This window comes from Egibacter rhizosphaerae, assembly GCF_004322855.1.
Classification (GTDB): domain Bacteria; phylum Actinomycetota; class Nitriliruptoria; order Euzebyales; family Egibacteraceae; genus Egibacter; species Egibacter rhizosphaerae.
This window is the reverse complement of sequence record NZ_CP036402.1, coordinates 2,811,420-2,827,581: the sequence shown is the minus strand read 5'-3', so window position 1 is coordinate 2,827,581 and position 16,162 is coordinate 2,811,420. Positions and strand designations below refer to the sequence as shown.

Annotated in this window: 16 protein-coding genes; 9 read left to right on the top strand and 7 right to left on the bottom strand. The window is 70.7% G+C overall.

Annotation, left to right across the window (positions count from 1 at the left end; all coding sequences use genetic code 11):
* Positions 1-38 precede the first annotated feature (38 nt).
* The 8 genes from ER308_RS13195 (at position 39) to ER308_RS13160 (ending at position 7,234) form a co-directional block, all read left to right on the top strand.
* The gene (locus tag ER308_RS13195; RefSeq protein WP_131155424.1) at positions 39-599 is read left to right on the top strand and encodes a TRAP transporter small permease; all 561 of its coding nucleotides are present in this window, start codon (positions 39-41) and stop codon (positions 597-599) included.
* 84 nt (positions 600-683) lie between these two features.
* Positions 684-1,982 (top strand): TRAP transporter large permease, encoded by a 1,299-nt coding sequence (locus tag ER308_RS13190; protein WP_165492071.1) that lies wholly within the window; start codon positions 684-686, stop codon positions 1,980-1,982.
* Positions 1,979-2,695 carry a maleate cis-trans isomerase family protein gene (locus tag ER308_RS13185; RefSeq protein ID WP_131155422.1) on the top strand — a complete coding sequence of 239 codons (717 nt, stop codon included), beginning with the start codon at positions 1,979-1,981 and terminating at the stop codon, positions 2,693-2,695. Before ER308_RS13190 ends, ER308_RS13185 begins: the two co-directional genes overlap by 4 nt.
* Entirely contained in the window at positions 2,692-3,069 is a 378-nt protein-coding gene (locus ER308_RS13180; protein ID WP_131155421.1) for a hypothetical protein, read from the top strand. Before ER308_RS13185 ends, ER308_RS13180 begins: the two co-directional genes overlap by 4 nt.
* A 191-nt stretch (positions 3,070-3,260) precedes the next feature.
* On the top strand, positions 3,261-4,253 hold the full coding sequence (locus ER308_RS13175) for an ABC transporter substrate-binding protein (protein ID WP_165492070.1): 993 nt from the start codon (positions 3,261-3,263) through the stop codon (positions 4,251-4,253).
* A 72-nt stretch (positions 4,254-4,325) separates the two neighbouring features.
* A complete protein-coding gene (locus ER308_RS13170; protein WP_131157017.1) occupies positions 4,326-5,114 on the top strand; it encodes an ABC transporter ATP-binding protein in 789 nt (262 codons plus the stop codon).
* A complete protein-coding gene (locus ER308_RS13165; RefSeq protein ID WP_205745605.1) occupies positions 5,107-5,916 on the top strand; it encodes an ABC transporter permease in 810 nt (269 codons plus the stop codon). Before ER308_RS13170 ends, ER308_RS13165 begins: the two co-directional genes overlap by 8 nt.
* Positions 5,917-5,980: 64 nt before the next feature.
* Positions 5,981-7,234: a cytochrome P450 gene (locus tag ER308_RS13160; protein ID WP_131155419.1), complete on the top strand. Its 1,254-nt coding sequence runs from the start codon at positions 5,981-5,983 to the stop codon at positions 7,232-7,234.
* A 69-nt stretch (positions 7,235-7,303) separates the two neighbouring features.
* On the opposite strand, the gene ER308_RS13155 is transcribed toward ER308_RS13160, so the two are convergent.
* The 7 genes from ER308_RS13155 to ER308_RS13125 all read right to left on the bottom strand — a co-directional run bounded on the left by ER308_RS13155 (position 7,304) and on the right by ER308_RS13125 (position 14,748).
* Complete coding sequence (locus ER308_RS13155; RefSeq protein WP_131155418.1) at positions 7,304-8,089, bottom strand: cyclase family protein; 786 nt, start codon at positions 8,087-8,089, stop codon at positions 7,304-7,306.
* A 30-nt stretch (positions 8,090-8,119) separates the two neighbouring features.
* Positions 8,120-9,511 carry a TRAP transporter large permease gene (locus ER308_RS13150; RefSeq protein ID WP_165492069.1) on the bottom strand — a complete coding sequence of 464 codons (1,392 nt, stop codon included), beginning with the start codon at positions 9,509-9,511 and terminating at the stop codon, positions 8,120-8,122.
* Between the two features lie 2 nt (positions 9,512-9,513).
* On the bottom strand, positions 9,514-10,056 hold the full coding sequence (locus ER308_RS13145; RefSeq protein ID WP_131155416.1) for a TRAP transporter small permease: 543 nt from the start codon (positions 10,054-10,056) through the stop codon (positions 9,514-9,516).
* Positions 10,057-10,097: 41 nt separating this feature from the next.
* The gene (gene dctP, locus ER308_RS13140) at positions 10,098-11,288 is read right to left on the bottom strand and encodes a TRAP transporter substrate-binding protein DctP (RefSeq protein ID WP_131155415.1); all 1,191 of its coding nucleotides are present in this window, start codon (positions 11,286-11,288) and stop codon (positions 10,098-10,100) included.
* A gap of 257 nt (positions 11,289-11,545) precedes the next feature.
* Positions 11,546-11,941 carry a Zn-ribbon domain-containing OB-fold protein gene (locus ER308_RS13135; RefSeq protein WP_131155414.1) on the bottom strand — a complete coding sequence of 132 codons (396 nt, stop codon included), beginning with the start codon at positions 11,939-11,941 and terminating at the stop codon, positions 11,546-11,548.
* A 13-nt stretch (positions 11,942-11,954) separates the two neighbouring features.
* On the bottom strand, positions 11,955-13,121 hold the full coding sequence (locus tag ER308_RS13130) for a thiolase family protein (protein ID WP_131155413.1): 1,167 nt from the start codon (positions 13,119-13,121) through the stop codon (positions 11,955-11,957).
* Between the two features lie 19 nt (positions 13,122-13,140).
* The gene (locus ER308_RS13125) at positions 13,141-14,748 is read right to left on the bottom strand and encodes an AMP-binding protein (protein ID WP_131155412.1); all 1,608 of its coding nucleotides are present in this window, start codon (positions 14,746-14,748) and stop codon (positions 13,141-13,143) included.
* 192 nt (positions 14,749-14,940) lie between these two features.
* On the opposite strand from ER308_RS13125, the gene ER308_RS13120 reads away from it, so the two are divergent.
* Positions 14,941-16,110 (top strand): aminotransferase class V-fold PLP-dependent enzyme, encoded by a 1,170-nt coding sequence (locus ER308_RS13120; protein WP_131155411.1) that lies wholly within the window; start codon positions 14,941-14,943, stop codon positions 16,108-16,110.
* The last annotated feature ends 52 nt before the right edge of the window (positions 16,111-16,162 follow it).

The following is a 16,162-nucleotide window of genomic DNA, read 5'->3' as shown; positions in this document are numbered from 1 at the left end:
TCGGTGCCATCGCCCCCGCCCCACGCGAGGACGCATCGATGACCGAACCCGAGCCGTCACCCACCGAGGCCCCGCTGCCCAGCGAGCGGGTGGCGCTGCTGCGCGCTCTGTCCGGCCTCTCGGTGGTCGCCGCGGTCGTGGCGGCCGCCCTCCTCCTGGCCGCGATCGGTTTGGTCGCCACCGACATGCTCTGGCGCAACCTGCTGAATCGCTCGATCGCCGGCACGACGGAGATGTCCTCGTGGCTCATGGCCGCGATCGGGTGGCTGGCTCTCAGCTACACGCTGCGCTGCGATGGCCACATCCAGGTGCGGATCCTCGCGGACCGCCTCCCGCCCCGGGCCCGACACGGGCTCTCGGTCGTGATCAGCACTCTTGCGCTCGGGTTCATGGCCGTCCTGGTGTGGGCCATGTTCGATCGCTGGGAGTACTTCCGGGACACGGGGCAGACCGGCGTCGAGACCGGCTACCCGACGTGGTGGCTCTACACGGTCGTCCTGACCGGCGCGGCGCTGTTCGCCCTGCAGTTCGCGGTCCGGCTGATCGACGACGTCGCCCGATGGCATCGGGCACGGCACTACTCGGTGGGCGCCTCGTGATCGCCGGTCGAGGCGTGCCCGGACCCACGCCGCCGCTTGTCGGGGGGCGACGACCGTCGTGGCGGGTCCGCGGAAGGAGGCCCCGTGGGTGAGATCGCGTTGCCGGGGCTGTTCATCCTCGCGGCGCTGCTGCTCGTCCTCGCGTCGAAGTTCTGGTTGGGCATCGGGCTCACCGTGGTGGGCGTCCTCACGGGGCTGATCTTCACCGACGTGCCGGTCTGGGACATCGTCACCCGGCTGCAGTTCTCCGAGAGCGTCAGCCACACCCTGCTCGCCATCCCGATGTTCGTCTTCATGGGCCAGGCGCTGACGAAGTCCGGGGTGGTCGAGCGGCTCTTCACCGGCCTGACCCCCTGGCTGGCCCGGTTCCCTGGAAAGCTGCTGCAGTCCAACGTGCTGGCGTGCACGATGATCTCGGCGACCACCGGCAGCACGGTGGCCACCTGCGCCACCGTCGGCAGCACCGCGGTTCCCGAGCTCCGGCGCCGCGGCTACGCGCCGGGGCCGGTCGTGGGCTCGATCGGCGGGGCGTCCCTCGGCATGCTCATCCCACCGAGCCTGTACTTCATCCTGTTCGGGCTCATGACGGGCACCTCGATCAGCCGCCTCTACATCGCCGGCCTGTTGCCGGCGCTGCTGATCCAGCTGCTCTTCATGACGTTCATCGGCTCGATCGCGCTGGCCAGGCCCGGCCTCGTGCCGGCCGAGCGGGAGCCGGTGACCCCGCGGGCGCTGCTCGCGAGCATCCCGAGCATGGGGCCGGTGGTGCTGCTCGCCGCGGCGGTGCTGGGTTCGATCTACTTCGGGATCGCGACCGTCACCGAGGCTGCCGCGGTGGGCGTCATCGGCGCGCTCGCGCTGATGGTCGCGTTCCGGACCTTCACGATCAGCGCGCTCAATGAGGCACTGCGCGAGACCATCCGGATCACCGGCATGATCATGCTCGTGTTCATGGGCGCGACCGTGATCGCCAACTTCATCGGCTACCTGCAGATCCCCGCTCACCTCGCCACGGCGATCGAGGCCGCCGACCTCGCGCCTGTCGTCGTGCTGGCGGCGATCGTCGTGCTGTACCTGTTCCTCGGGACGTTCCTCGAGGGGCTCTCGATGATGCTCCTCACGCTGCCGATCGTGTTCCCGATCGTGACGAACCTCGGCTACGACCCCATCTGGTTCGCCGTGGTGCTCGCGATCCTCATCGAGATCTCGCAGCTCACCCCGCCTCTCGGGTTCAACCTGTACGTGCTCGAGGGCGCGACCGGCCTGCCCATCGAGACCGTGATGCGCTGGCAGGTCCCCTTCGTGGGCCTCATGCTCCTGGCCATCGTGATCCTGTTCGTCTTCCCGCAGATCGCCACGTGGCTGCCCGAGGTGATGAGATGACCTGGGGGGATTCGCCGCCGCCCCAGCGCGACGCGCGTTCGGTCGTGGGTCTCGTCGTTCCGGCCTCCAACGCGGTCATCGAGGAGGACGTCCGACGCCACCTCGGGGGTGGGACCGGGGTCCTCGCCGCGCGGGTGGGAGGGGGACACGAGCTCGACGCCGAACTCCTGAGCCGCATGGCCGAGGAGGCCGAGGTGGAGGTCGCGAAGCTCGTCGAGGCGCGGCCCGGCGCCATCGCCTACGGATGCACGTCCGGGAGCTTCTTCGGCGGGACGACGTACGAGCACGAGCTCCGCGAGCGCCTGGCGGTCGCGGCGGCCGGAATCCCCCTGGTGACGGCCGCAGGAGCGGTGACCGAAGCCCTGCGCGCGACCGGCGCCCTCCGGGTCGGCTTCGCCTCCCCCTATCCCGCCGAGGTGCACGCGCGCGGTTGCGAGCACGTGACCGTTCAGGGGTTCAGCCTCGCCGGCGACGCCTGCCTGGGGATCGCCGACAACCATGTGATCGCGGGGCTACCCGACGAGGACCTGATCGCGTTGGTCGGCCGGGTGGGCGCGTCCGCGGACGCGGTACTGCTGAGCTGCACCGGGTTGCCGACCGCGGACCGGATCGTGCAGCTCGAGGCGGCCGCGGGCGTGCCGGTCGTGACGAGCAACCGGGCGCTCGCCGAGGCCCTGCGGACACGCCTTGCCGAGGGAGGAGTCGTACCGTGACCGCTGACGATCCCGCCTACGCCCCGACGCTCGAGTCGCCGCTGCGCGTCCTCGTGCTCGGCAGCGCCGAGCCCTCCTGGTACACCGCCGACGACACGCTGCGACAGGAGCGGGTCGTGCCGGCGCTCACCGCGTGCTTCGCGCGGTGGCAGGAGTGGGGCGCGGACCTGCTCGCGACCTTCGACGACGACCTGCTGATGGTGGGCAACCCCCGCAGTCGCGACACCAGCTTCTACCTGCTCTACGAGGTCGACGACCTCGAGCTCGTGACCGCGATGCTCAACCTCCCCCGCCAGGAGCTCGAGGGCGTCCGTCTCGACCGGTACTTCCGGTTCGAGGCCCTGCTGGGCCGACGCTTCTTCCCCGCCGAGTGAAGGTGTTTCCGTGCAACTGCACCACGCTACGGGTGCTGATAGCGTGACACGACAGGGTCCGGCATCACAGAGTGTTTCAGATCCGAACGATCCATCTCGTTGGAGGTCTCGCCTGAGGTGTCAGGCCTCCACAGCAAATCCATGTCCATTTGGGGGTTAACATGCCATACTCGCGGAGGGTACTGCTTGCCTTGAGCGGCGTCGTCGTCGCGCTCGGCGTGGGCGCATGCGCGACCGAGGGCGCCGAGGATACTCCGGCCGACGACGCGGAGGCCGACACGGTCACCGAGATCTCCTACGCGACGTCGTTCGGCACGTTCGGGCGCGACGCCTACGTCTACGTCGCCGACGCACACGGCCACTTCGAGGACGCCGGCCTCGAAGTGGACATCGTCCCCGGTGGAGGGTCCGTCGACAACGCACAGCTCATCGCCCAGGGCCAACTGGAGTTCGCACCGATCGATTTCGCGTCCACGGCGATCGTCCGGGCCAACGAGGAGGTGCCCGTGAAGATCGTGAGCTTCGTGCACCAGGACGCGTTGACGGCCATCCTCGCCCCGGAGGGCGCCGGGATCGAGGAGCCGGGCGAGCTCGAGGGCCGGACCCTCGCCGGAGCCCCGGCGGGTGCCGACACCCTGCTGTTCGGTCCCTACGCGGACGCGGCCGGATTCGATGGCGACGCCGTCGACTTCCGCCCCACCGAGCCTCCACAGCTGCCGCAGATCCTGGCCGGTGGAGAGGCGGACGCGGTGCAGCAGTTCGTGGTGGGCATCCCGCTGTTCGAGCAGGCCACGGATGACGACATCGTCGCCTTCCCCTACGCCGACCACATCCCCGACCTCCCCGGTCTCGGCATCGCTGCCAGCGACGACCTCATCGAGGAGGATCCCGAGCTGATCACCAGGTTCGTCACCGCCCTCAACCACGGCCTCCAGGAGGCCCTGGACGACCCGGAGGAGGCTGCGACGGTCATGGAGGAGCGGGTCGACGAAGTGGATGTCGACATCGCCGCCCGAGAGCTCGAGATCATGCGCGACTACGTCGTGACCGACTACACCGAGGAGCACGGTCTCGGACACATCGACGAGTCACGCCTCGAATCGCTGCTGGACACGGCCGAGGAGGCCTTCGAACTGGAGCAACCGGTGTCCCTGGACGAGGTCTACGAGCCGTTGGCACCCTGAGCTCCTGAGCGCGTCAGACCCGCTTCGGCGAGAAGAAGAGAACGGGACGTCCGCGTGGAACACTCGACGGCGCTGCTCCGACTCCAAGGGGTGTCCAAGACCTTCGGCCCCGGGACCGCCGGGGCGGTCGACGCGCTCCACGGAATCGACCTCGATGTCGGCCGGCACGAGTTCGTGTCGCTGGTCGGGCGCTCTGGCTGCGGCAAGTCCACCTTGCTGCGGCTCATCGCCGGACTGATCCCCCCGACGGCGGGGACGGTGTCCGTCGCCGACGAGGTCGTCACGGGGCCGCGCGAGGACGTCGGCCTCATGTTCCAGCGCCCGGCGCTGTTCCCCTGGCGGACCGTCCTCGAGAACGTCCTCTTCCCGGTCGAGATCCTCGGCGGCACGTCCGACGCACACCTCGACCGGGCCCGCGCCCTGCTCGACATGGTCGGCTTGGGCGGCTTCGAGCATCGGCGGCCGAAGGCGCTCTCCGGGGGGATGCAGCAACGCGCTGCCCTGTGTCGCGCGCTCGTGCACGATCCGGACATCCTCCTCATGGACGAACCGTTCGCCGCGCTGGATGCCCTGACGCGCGAAGAGCTCAGCCAGGAGCTGCAACGGATCTGGCTGGAGACGACGAAGACGATCGTCCTCGTGACGCACAGCATCACCGAGGCGGTCACGCTGTCCGACCGCGTGGTCACGCTGACCCCTCGCCCCGGGCGCATAGGATCCGTCCAGCCGATCGACGCGTCCAGACCGCGCTCCGAGAACTCTCCTGAGCTCGCCGATCACGCGGAACGCGTGCGCCGAGAGCTGATCGGCGACCCGGTCCCGCCGGACGAGCAATCGACGTCAAGGCCCGACCGTGAGTGAGCGGACACCGGTGCTGACGACCGGCGCAGCGGGAGGCCGCGCCCGGGAACGACTGGGCGCGGGGATGGCCCCCGTTGCGTTGCTGGTCGGATTGATCCTGCTGTGGGAACTCCTCGTCCGCGTACTGGGCGTCCGGGAGTTCACGCTCCCCGCGCCCACCTCCATCGCCGCCACGTTGCTGGAGGACGCCGAGAGCCTCACTGGGCACTTCCTGACCACCCTCGGCCAGACACTCCTCGGCTACGCGGCAGCCATCGTGCTGGGGGTCCCGCTCGCGTTCCTGATCGCCTACTCGAGGATCGCGGAGCGAACCCTGTACCCGCTGCTCGTCACCGCACAATCCGTCCCGAAGGTGGCGATCGCGCCCATCCTGGTGATGTGGCTCGGGTTCGGGATCCTGCCCAAGGTGATCCTCATCATCCTGATCTGCATCTTCCCGATCGTGGTGTCGTGCGCAGCCGGCCTCAAATCCACCGACGAGGAGTTCATCGAGCTCAGCCGCTCGCTCAAGGCGTCCGAATGGCAGATCTTCCGCAAGGTGCGCTTCCCCTCCGCCCTGCCCCAGACGTTCGTGGGCCTGAAGGTCGCGATGACCCTCGCCGTGATCGGGGCGGTCGTGGGTGAGTTCAGCGGCGCTGACGCGGGCCTCGGGTTCGTCGTCATCATCGCTGGCGGAACGGCGAACACCTCACTGGCCTTCGCGTCCATCCTGCTGCTCAGCGCGATGAGCGTCGCGCTGTTCTACGGGCTCGTTGCACTCGAACGACTCCTCGTCCCGTGGGCATCGACCACCGGCGACTGACGGCCCCCGGGACCACCCACTTCCGACCAGGTGAACGGTCGGCCACGCACAAGGAGTGCCCTCCATGGCCCGTCGGTCCGCGCTCGGCGAGCCGCACCCGCTGCGGTTCGACCCCCTGAGCCCCGAACAGCTGGAGAACCCCTACGGGATCTACGAACAACTCCGGGACGAGGCGCCCGTCTTCTACGCCGAGCCGTTCGATCTCTGGGTGATCAGCCGCTACGAGGACGTCCTCGCCGCAGCGAGGGACCACGAGACCTTCTCGTCGCGGCACGCGGTGCGATCCTCGATGGCGACGCCGCCGCCCGAGGTCGAGGCGGTGCTCGCCGAGGGCTACCCACAGCTGGGGACGCTCACCGACAGCGACGAGCCCTACCACCGGCGCCTCCGCGGGCTCGTGAACCAGGCGTTCACGCCCAAGCGCGTCGCGATGCTGGAGCCACGCCTCGACCAACTCGCCGAGGAGCTCATCGCCGGATTCGCCAGCGACGGTGAGGCCGAGCTCATCGACCGTTTCGCCTGGCCGTACCCGCTCGCAGGGATCGCCGACATGCTCGGCCTGAACCGTGCGGACCTCGAGGACCTCCACCTGTGGAGCTACCACTGGCTCAAGCTGATCCAGGCCACCGACCCGGTCGAGGACCAGGTCGCCTACGCCGAGAGCTTCGTCGCGCTGCAGCGGTTGGTGATGCGGGAGCTCGAAGCGCGGCAGGAGCAGCCCACCGAGGACCTCATGTCCGCCCTGCTCGAGGCTCGGCTCGAGGGCGAGCGACCCCTCTCGCTGGAGGAAGCCCTCTGGGTTCCGCTCAACCTCATCATCGCCGGACACGTGACGGTGACGCGCGCGATCGGCAACTCCCTGCTGCTCCTCTTCCAGAACCCCCGGCTGCGCGAGACGCTCGAGGCCGACCTGGAACAGCGGATGCCCGCGGCCGTGGAGGAGTTCCTGCGGCTCGAGTCCCCCGCGCAGGGCCTGTTCCGCACCACCACCAGGCAGGTCGAGGTCGACGGGGTCACGCTCCCCGCCGGCGCCCGGGTGATGCTGCACTACGGCTCGGCGAATCGGGACCCCCGCCGCTACGAGGATCCCGACGAGGCCGACCTCGAGCGCGCGGGTGTCCGCAAGCACCTCGCGTTCGGCACGGGGATCCACGTCTGCATCGGCGCGCCCCTGGCGCGCCTGGAACTGCGGATCGCCTTGACGAAGCTCCTGCGGCGCCTGCCCGGCCCGCGCCTGGCCGGCGAGCCCGAACGCGACACGATCTTCTTCGCCCGCGGCCTCAGCAGGTTGCCGGTGGCATGGGAGCCCGACGGGTAGCGAGGAGCCCATCGCCCGGGGTTCGCCCCCCGTGCCAGGGCAATCCCGGAGACCCGGCGTGCGCGTCGGTCAACGCGGCAGCAAGCCGTAGACCCTGGTCGGGCTGCCCGAGCCTCCCTCGATCTTGAGCGGCGCGGCGGCCAGGGTCGTGCCGGTCGCGGGGAGCCGATCGAGGTTCGCGAGCTGGGTCAGCCCCAGCTTGCCCGCACCGTGCATGTAGTGGTGCACGGGAAAGACGGGATCGAGCTCGAAGGCCTGCCCCGCATCGGTGCCGACGGTCTCGACGCCGATCCCGATGATGCCGCTCTCCTCGGCCAGCCACCGGGCGCACTCCGCTTGGATGCCGGGGGTGTGCGCGCCGCTCTCGTCCGCGTTCAGGAACTGTTCCTGGTCCTGGGCGTACCGGCTCCAACCGGTCCGGTACAGCAGCCAACCGCCCTCCGGCAGCGGGCCGTGCTCCGCCTCGAACGCGCGCACGTCCTCGAGCCCCAGCAGGTAGTCGGGATCGGCAGCCGCCTCGTCGGTGCGGTCGATCACGACCGCCGGTGCGACGAGTTGCCGCAGCGGGATCTCGTCGACCGGGCGACCCCCCTGCCCCGAGACCCAGTGGTTGGGCGCGTCGAGGTGGGTCCCGACGTGCTCGCCGCACTCGAACCAGTTCCAGTAGGAGACGGGTCCGCGTTCGTCGTAACGGCTGATCTCGTGCAGTCGGAACGGGGGGGTGTTCGCGAACGGCTCGGGCAGTTGGATGGTCGGCGTCGTCTCGGTCAGCGGCTGCGCCAGATCCACGACGGTGAGGGCCCCGAGACCGGGGAGGTCGATCGCTTCGGTTGACACGGTGGGCTCCTTCGACATGGGGGTTCGCTCCCCGCCCGCGACGAACGGTCAGAGCATGAGCTCGGGCAACCAGAGGGCGATGCCGGGTACGAGGATGAGCAGCGCGATGGCGACGACGTCCGCGAGCACGAACGGCACGGCCGCGAGGTAGACGTCGGTGAGCTTGACCCCGCGCGGTGCGACGCCCTTCATCACGAACAGGCTCATCCCGAACGGCGGTGTCGTGAGCGCGATCTGCAGGTTGATGAGCATGATGATCCCGAACCAGACCGGGTGCCAGCCCATCGCCTCCACGACCGGCATGAAGAACGGCAGCGTCACGAGCATGATCGAGATCTGCTCGAGGAACAGCCCCAGCAGCACGACGGCGACCTGCATCAGGATCAGGGTCACGATCGGGCCCGCGTCGACGTCGAGCAGCGCGCCGATCACGCCGGACGTCGCGCCGCTGAAGCTCATGATGCGGCTGTAGACGTCGGAGCCGGCCAGGATGAAGAAGATGACCGCCGACACCTTCGCACTGCCGACCAGCGCCGACCACATCGTGGCGCGGCCCAATCGGCGGTAGGCCGCCGCGAGGACGACCGAGCCCACCGCCCCGGCCGCCGCCGACTCGGTCGGGGTCGCGACTCCGAAGAAGATCAGGCCCAGGACCAGCGCGATCAGCAGGGCCAGCGGGGCGACGTCGACCAACAACGAGGGAGGGGCATCGGGCGTCTCGTGGTCGCGGGTCGCCTCCTGGTCCCCCGACCGCTCGACGCGGCCCTCCACCGTCGCCCCCTCGGTCGCCCCCTCGGTCGCCACCACCGGCGCCGAGCGACGCGATCGTCGGCCCGCCAGCCAACTCCAGCCGATGAGGACGATCGCGTAGTTCACCGCCATCAGCAGCCCGGGGAGCAGACCCCCGATGAGCAAGGGCCCGATCGCCACGCCCGCTGTCGCCCCCCACACGACCGCCAGCGCGCTCGGGGGGATGATCATCGCCAGGCCACCGGAGGCGAGGATCGAGCCCATCCCGTAACGCACCCCGTAGCCCTCGCGCAGCATCTGGGGGAGGAAGGCCTTGCCCAGCAACGCGGTGTTCGCGAGCGTCGATCCCGACAGGATGCCGAACAGGGTGCCCCCCGCGGTGGTGACGAGCCCCAGCCGGCCGGGGAGTCTGCCCATGCTGCGCTCCACCGCGCTCAAGGCGCGGCTCGCCAGGCCCGAGGCCATGAGCACCTCGCCCATGAGGATGAACAGCGGGACCGGCGACAGCACGAACGTGGACAAGCCCCCCTGCACGCTCAGCACCAGCTGGCGCGTTCCCGCGTCCCAGCCGAACAGCCAGACGACCCCCACGAGGTTCACGCCCAGCAGCGCGATGGCCACGGGGACGCGCAGCAGCAGGAGGATGATCAGGGCACCGAGGAAGGCGGCGAGCAGGAGGGGCCACTCCACCGCTACCCCTGGGTGTCCGGATCCGCGGCGGAGCCGGTCGAGCCGGCCCACCCGGTCGAGCCCGGCCGCACGGCGCGAGCCAGGCGTTTCCCGTGCTCGATCGCGAGGAGCCCGAGGCCGACGGGCATGATCGCGAGCACCAACCAGCGCGGGATGCGCAGGATGCCGCTGACGCGCGTCCCATCGGCGAGGTTCTCGGCGGTGATCGCCACCGCTGCGACGAAGGCGGCGGCGAGCACGAGCAGGGAGATGGTCTCGGCGATCAGGGTGAGAACGCGCTGGACCCGCTGCGGCAGCACCTCACCGAGCAGCTCCATCCTGACGTGACCGTCCTCGCGCCCCACCAACGCGATCGCAGCAAACGTGATGACGACGAGGCTGTACTCGGCGATCTCGAAGGTCCACCCGATGGGCTCCCCGGCGAAGTGACGGGAGAGCACCGCGACCGTGATGCTGACCGCGAGCCAGGCGAGGATGATCGCCCCGACGGCGGTGAGGGCCCGCTCGACGGTCTCGAGCGGGCCCCACGGGCTCCGCAGGCCCATGGCTCCCCTCTCTGGCACGCGTCTTTGGGCGCGGCCCGCGCTTACTCGCCCTCGATCTCCTCGATGAGCTCGCGGAACTCCTCGGCCTCCGGGGCCTGTTCGATCGCGTCCTCCCAGCCGGCCCGATCGGCGGCCTCGAGGAAGGCCTCGGCCTCGTCGTCGGGCAGCTCGATGATCTCCATGCCCGCCGCCTCGCGTTCGGCGACCTCCTCCTCGAGGGACTCCTCGTAGAAGTCGGGGATCTCGCGCTCAGTCTCCTCCATCGCGTCGGTCATGGCCTCCCGGGTCCGCTCGTCGAGGCCCTCCCACACATCGATGTTCACGATCACGCCGACGTCCAGCTCGTAGAAGCCGGGCCGCAGCTCGTACTCGGTGACCTCCTCCCAGCCGCGGTCGGTGACACCGGTCGCCGGCCAGCCGAACGCGTCGACGGCGCCACGCTCCAACGCGGTGTAGACCTCGTCGGGGGCCATGGAGACCGCGGAACCGTCGAGCTCCTGCACCAACGGTTCGTAGACCGGGGACACGCGCACCCGCAAGCCGCTCAGGTCGGCGGACTCGATCGGCTCGTTCGAGTACAGGAAGAACGGCGTGTTCGCCTTCGTCTTGCCGAGGTAGTGCGCGTTGAGGTGTTCGCGGTGCTGCTCCCGGTAGAGGTCGTAGATGCCGTGCTCGCGCTCCTCCTCGGGCAGGAAGGGCGTGAGCTTCATGGCGTGTGCGAACGGCATGTTCTGCGTGTAGTAGGTTGCCGCCACGACGGACATGTCGACCGCACCGTCCCGGACCGCCTCACCCTGTTGATCGTTCGGGAAGGTCTCGGGGCCGCCCCGGTACTCCAGCTCGATCCAGGGGGCCTCCTCCTCCAGGCGCTCGGCGAACTGCCAGAACCCCTGGACCTCGTCCGAGTCATCCTCCCACGCGGTCACGAACTCGAGGGTCACCTCCTCGGGCTCGTCGCCGTCCTCGTCGGCTTCGTCCTCGGGATCGTCAGCGTCCTCGTCGGGTTCGTCGGCGTCGCCGTCGGCAGGATCGTCGGCGGCGTCGTCGTCGTCGTCGTCGGGCTCGTCCTCGGGTTCCTCGACGTCATCGTCGGGCTCGTCGACGGCGTCGTCGGGTTCGTCCTCGGCGCACGCCGCGAGCGCGAGCGCGAGGGCGAGAAGCCCCACGACGAGCAGCGCCGCGCGAGGGCGACGTGGGATCCGCGGGTGTGCGGGGGTCCTGGTCGTGTGCATGTGGCCTCAGCCTCCTACTTCCGGGACCTCGCACAGCCCTCCGACCGGCGCCAAGTTCCCGGGTCGCCGGTCGGAGAGCTCGGTCCGAATGCCTCGGTTCGCCGGGCGGTGCCTGACCGATCACGATCAAGTGTTCAATATTTGATCACTTCGGTCAACGACTTTCGCGCGGCCACTCTCCGAGCAGACCCTCGGTGACACGTCACGCCCGGCGCCCGCGAGCGCGCCGAGGCATCCAGGGGGAGCCCGCGCACGGACTACGCGCCGGCACTCGCCCACAGCCACCCGTCGCCGGGCCGGTCGCGCCAGCGCAGTCGCACCCGTGAGCCCTGATGCACCCCCACGTCGAGGCGCGTCAGGAAGAGGGGGCCGTCGTCCAGGGCGACCGCGCCGACCCGGTAGGGGGCTTCGTCCGCGAACTCCGGCGCGACGCCGCGATGCACGGTCGTCGCGGCACGGACGAGCCCCGTGCCTGGCACGCTCACGAGCCTCCAGCGTCCCTCCCCGCACACGGGGCAGACGACCGTCGGGGGCCAGGACCAGGCCTGGCAACCGGCGCAGGCCGGGAACCGCGGCGGCCCCTCGCGCGCGGCGGTGAGCCAGCGCTCGCGCAGCGTGTCGAGCGAGGCGATCTCCTCGGAGCGGCGACTCATGGCACCACCCGGCTCACGGGATCGTCTCCAGCATCATCGCGCTCACCGACAACGGCGCGCCGTACCGGACCATGCCGAGCCCGCTCACCAGACCGCGGCGCGCTCCCGGCACCTGTCGGGTGCCCGCCGTGCCGAGCAGCTGTCGAGCCGCCTCGACGACGGGCACGTACCCGCCGGCGGCGCCGGCCTGCCCGCACGCGAGCATGCCGCCGCCGGTGTTCAGCGCCGGGGGCGCGGCGACACCGAGATCGTGGTTGCGCAGCCACGCGGAGGCCCCACCGGGCGCGCAGAACCCGAGTTCCTCGAGCTGCCAGAGCACCATGAAGGGATAGTCGTCGTAGAGCTCGAGCACGTCGAGGTCGTCGTGGATCATCCCGGCCGCATCGAAGAGGTCGTCGACGAACCCGCGCCAGCCCAGCTCGCGCGGCGGCCACTCGGGCGCCGCGCCGTGGGCCTCCGCGCCCGCCAGCACCCGAACCCCGCGCGGTCGTGACGACCGCCGCCGGCTGACCTTCTGCACCACCACCGCGCTGGCGCCCGACCCCGGGCGCACGCAGTCGAGAAGGTGCAGCGGCGTGGCGACCGGCGGCGCGCCGAGGTAGTCGAACAGCGCGATCGGGTCACCGAACACCGCGTTCGGATTCATCGCGCCGTGACGGCGCTGGAGCACCGAGACCACGCCCATGTCGGCGCGGGTGAGCCCGTGCGCCCGCAGGTAGTGGTCGGCGAGCAGCGCGAACGTGACGTTCGCGGGCTCGGCCCCGATCGGGGTCAGCCAATCGCGGGTGTCCGCGCTGAAGCGCTTGCCGAGGTCGACGAGGGCGGGCCCGTCGAGCGCGTCGCCGGCGACGCAGAGGACGACGTCGGCGTCGCCGGCCTCGACCGCGCGCGCGGCCGCGAGCACCGCCGCGACCCCGCTCGCGCCCCCCGGGTCCTGGGGGGCGAGCCACCGTGGCTGCAACCCGAGGCGGGTCGCGACGTGCACCGCCCCATCCGGCCCGAGGGTGAACCCCCCGAGCGCGAGGCCGTCGACGTCCTCCCATGCGACGCCGGCACGGCCGACCGCACCGCGCGCGGCCTCACCGAGCAGCTCGATCGTCTGCCGGGTCTCGCCGCGCACGCGGACCGGCAACTCGGCGAGCCCGGTGATGCCCGCCCGATCGAACCGCCGCACCCGCATCCCCGTCACGTCCCGTCGCTCAGCCGCGCCGGATCTCGACGCCCGCCGCCTCGCGGTCGAACGTCCCGGTGGCCGCGCCCTGTTCGCGCAGCGCGGCCTTGCGCACCTTCCCGTTCGGCGTGCGGGGGAGGTCGCCGACGACCGCGATGTAGCGCGGCACCGCGAAGTGCGCGAGACGGTCGGCGCACCACCGCACGATGTCCTCGCCCGATGGCTGCTCGCCCGGCTGCGGCACCACGTGGACCATGACCTCCTCCTCGCCGAGCTCGGACGGTACCCCGATGCAGGCCGCCTCGGCGACCGCCGGGTGGTTCGCGACGACCGCCTCGACCTCGAAACTGGAGATGTTCTCCCCCCGTCGGCGGATCGCGTCCTTCATCCGGTCGAGGTAGCGCAGCGCGCCGTCGTCGTCGCGCACCACGCGGTCCTGGGTGTGGAACCAGAGGTTGGCCCACGCCTCGGCCGTCGCCTCCGGCCGGCGCCAGTAGCCCTGACACATGCTGTGCGGCTCCCGCGGCCGCACCACCAGCTCACCGGGCTCGCCGTCGGAGACCTCGATGTCCTCGTCGTCGACGACACGCGCCTCGAAGTCGTCGAGCACCCACCCCATGCGCCCCGGGCGGGTGGCTTCCGGGAGCGAGGAGACGACGAGGTTCAGCTCGGTCATGCCGAAGCCGTCGACGAGGTCGAACCCGAAGCGCTCCCGGAAGCGTTCGAAGATGTCCGGCGGGGTGGCGGGCGCGAGGGCCACCCGTAGATCGTGCTCGCGGTCCCGCTCGCTCGGTTCCTGCTTCCAGAGGATCGTGAGCATCGCGCCGAGCAGATAGGTGACCGTGGCCTCTGCCTCCCGGGCCTCGGCGATGAATCGCGACGCGGAGAACCCGCGCCGGAACGTGTAGGAGGCGCCGACCCCGATCGCCTGCAGGTACGCCCCGAGCGCGTTGATGTGGTAGAGCGGCAGGGTCGTGTAGAGGTGGTCGGACGGCCGCAGCCGGAGGTACTCGGCCGTCAGCACCCCCCACCAGAAGAACTGGCCCGCGGGGCAGACCACTCCCTTGGAGGGCCCGGTCGTCCCGGACGTGTAGAGCACCCCGGTGGGGTGGCTGGGCGGGTGACCGGCGGAGAGCTCGCGCGTGGACGGCCGCGGTGGCGTGGCGCCATCGAGCTCCCAGGTCCCCTCCCCCAGCACGAGCAGTTCGGGTGGGTCGGAGAACCCGGTCAGCACCTCACGGACCTGGTCGTGGGTGCCCTGCTCGCACAGGACCAGCGTGGGCGCGGCATCCTCGAGCTGGTGGCGCAGCTGCTCGCCGCGCAGGAAGGGGTTGACCGGGACGTAGATCGCCCCGGCGAACGCGCAGCCGAGGAACAGGTCGAGCAGTTCGACCCGGTTCTCGCTCACGACCACGACCCGCTCGCCCTCGCCCACCGCGCGAGCCTCGAGCCAGGCGACCACCCCGGCCACCTGCCGGTGGGTCTCCCCGTACGTTCGGTCGGCCGGCCCCCGCAGGAGCGGGTCGTCGGCCCGATCGCGGAACTGCCGCACGACGAGTTCCTGCACGGTGCGGTCGCGCGGGCTCAGCGCGCGCAGGGGGTGCGCCCCCGGCGCGGCGATCGTCGGCTCGCTCATGCGTTCCCCGATGCGCTCGATCGGCTAGGTTTGATGAATCATACGAAGCGTCCGGTCGCACTCAAGCTCGACGCGTCCGGCCGCGGCCCCCAGTGGACCGCCTGAACGGCCGGTGCGCTAGCCTGCACCCGAGAGGTGGCGACGTGGCAGCAACGATTCGGTGTCGACCAGCGAAGCGGTTGGGGGCCTGTCATGATCGAGTTCCCGTTCGAGCGGGAGCGTTCGAGCTTTCCCATCTTGAGCGAACGCAGCCAGCTCACGAGCTGTTCGCAAAGCGCGCTGGCCAGACCCGTCGAGGCAGCCGTTCAGCGGTACCTCACGCACTGGCGCGAGGACGGCATGGCGTGGGTGGCCTGGATGGACGGGGTCGAGGCGTCGCGGAGGGCCTTCGCCACGCTAATCGGCGCCGAACCCGACGAGGTCGCGGTGGTTTCCTCGGTCAGCCACGCGGTCGCCGCACTGGGCACCACGCTGGACTACCCCTCGGACCGCCCGGACGTCGTCACGACCGAGATGGATTTCCCCACGGTGGGGCACTCGTGGCTCCCCCAGGAACAGGGAGGTGCTCGGATCCGGTTCGTCCCCTGGGACGGGGGTCCGTTGCGCGTGGAGGCCCTGGAGCCGCACGTGTCGAGGAGCACGCGGGTGCTCTCGATCCCGCACCAGAGCTACTACAACGGCGCGCGGGCCGACCTGGTAGAGGTGGCGGCGCTGGCGCAGGAGCACGGGACCCTCCTGCTCGTGGACGCCTACCAGTCACTCGGCACGTGCCGCGTCGACGTCCGTGCGCTCGGAATCGATGCGCTGGTGGCCGGGGCCCAGAAGTACCTGCTCGGGATGCCTGGCATCGCCTTCCTCTACCTGCGCCGCGAACTCGCCGAGCGTCTGTCGCCCCGGGTGACCGGATGGTTCGGTCAGGGCAACCCCTTCGCGTTCGACATCCACGGCGGCGACCCGGCGCCCGGCGCCCGGCGCTTCGACGCCGGCACGCCACCGATGGTCAACGGCGCGGCAGCCGCCGCGGGGCTCGACCTGCTCCTCACGGTCGGCATCGACAGGATCGAGACCTACCTACGCGAGCTCACGGGGTTCGGTCTCCAGCAGGCCCGGGAACGTGGGCTCGAGCTCGCGACACCGGACCAGCCGGATCGGGTGGGCCCGAACGTCGCGGTACGCGTGGGCGATGCCAACGCCGTCGCCGAGCGGCTGGCTGGACAGGACATCATCGTCTCCCCGCGCCGCGATGTGGTGCGGATCGCGCCCCACTTCTACACACGCCCCACCGAACTGACCGACGCGCTGGACGCGGTGGCCGACATCGTTGCCGCCGGCCCTCCCCAGGAGCGTGCCCCCGCGCCCTGAGCGCCCGTGCGAGCGACACCGACCACTGCGCCGGCACGAAACCGCTCGACGC

Coding starts and splice junctions, on each gene's coding strand:
- ER308_RS13145 (WP_131155416.1), bottom strand. CDS start 10,056: ATGGGCCTGCGGAGCCCGTGGGGCCCGCTCGAGACCGTCGAGCGGGCC.
- ER308_RS13185 (WP_131155422.1), top strand. CDS start 1,979: ATGACCTGGGGGGATTCGCCGCCGCCCCAGCGCGACGCGCGTTCGGTC.
- ER308_RS13155 (WP_131155418.1), bottom strand. CDS start 8,089: ATGTCGAAGGAGCCCACCGTGTCAACCGAAGCGATCGACCTCCCCGGT.
- ER308_RS13135 (WP_131155414.1), bottom strand. CDS start 11,941: ATGAGTCGCCGCTCCGAGGAGATCGCCTCGCTCGACACGCTGCGCGAG.
- ER308_RS13195 (WP_131155424.1), top strand. CDS start 39: ATGACCGAACCCGAGCCGTCACCCACCGAGGCCCCGCTGCCCAGCGAG.
- ER308_RS13120 (WP_131155411.1), top strand. CDS start 14,941: ATGATCGAGTTCCCGTTCGAGCGGGAGCGTTCGAGCTTTCCCATCTTG.
- ER308_RS13130 (WP_131155413.1), bottom strand. CDS start 13,121: ATGCGGGTGCGGCGGTTCGATCGGGCGGGCATCACCGGGCTCGCCGAG.
- ER308_RS13125 (WP_131155412.1), bottom strand. CDS start 14,748: ATGAGCGAGCCGACGATCGCCGCGCCGGGGGCGCACCCCCTGCGCGCG.
- ER308_RS13160 (WP_131155419.1), top strand. CDS start 5,981: ATGGCCCGTCGGTCCGCGCTCGGCGAGCCGCACCCGCTGCGGTTCGAC.
- dctP (WP_131155415.1), bottom strand. CDS start 11,288: ATGCACACGACCAGGACCCCCGCACACCCGCGGATCCCACGTCGCCCT.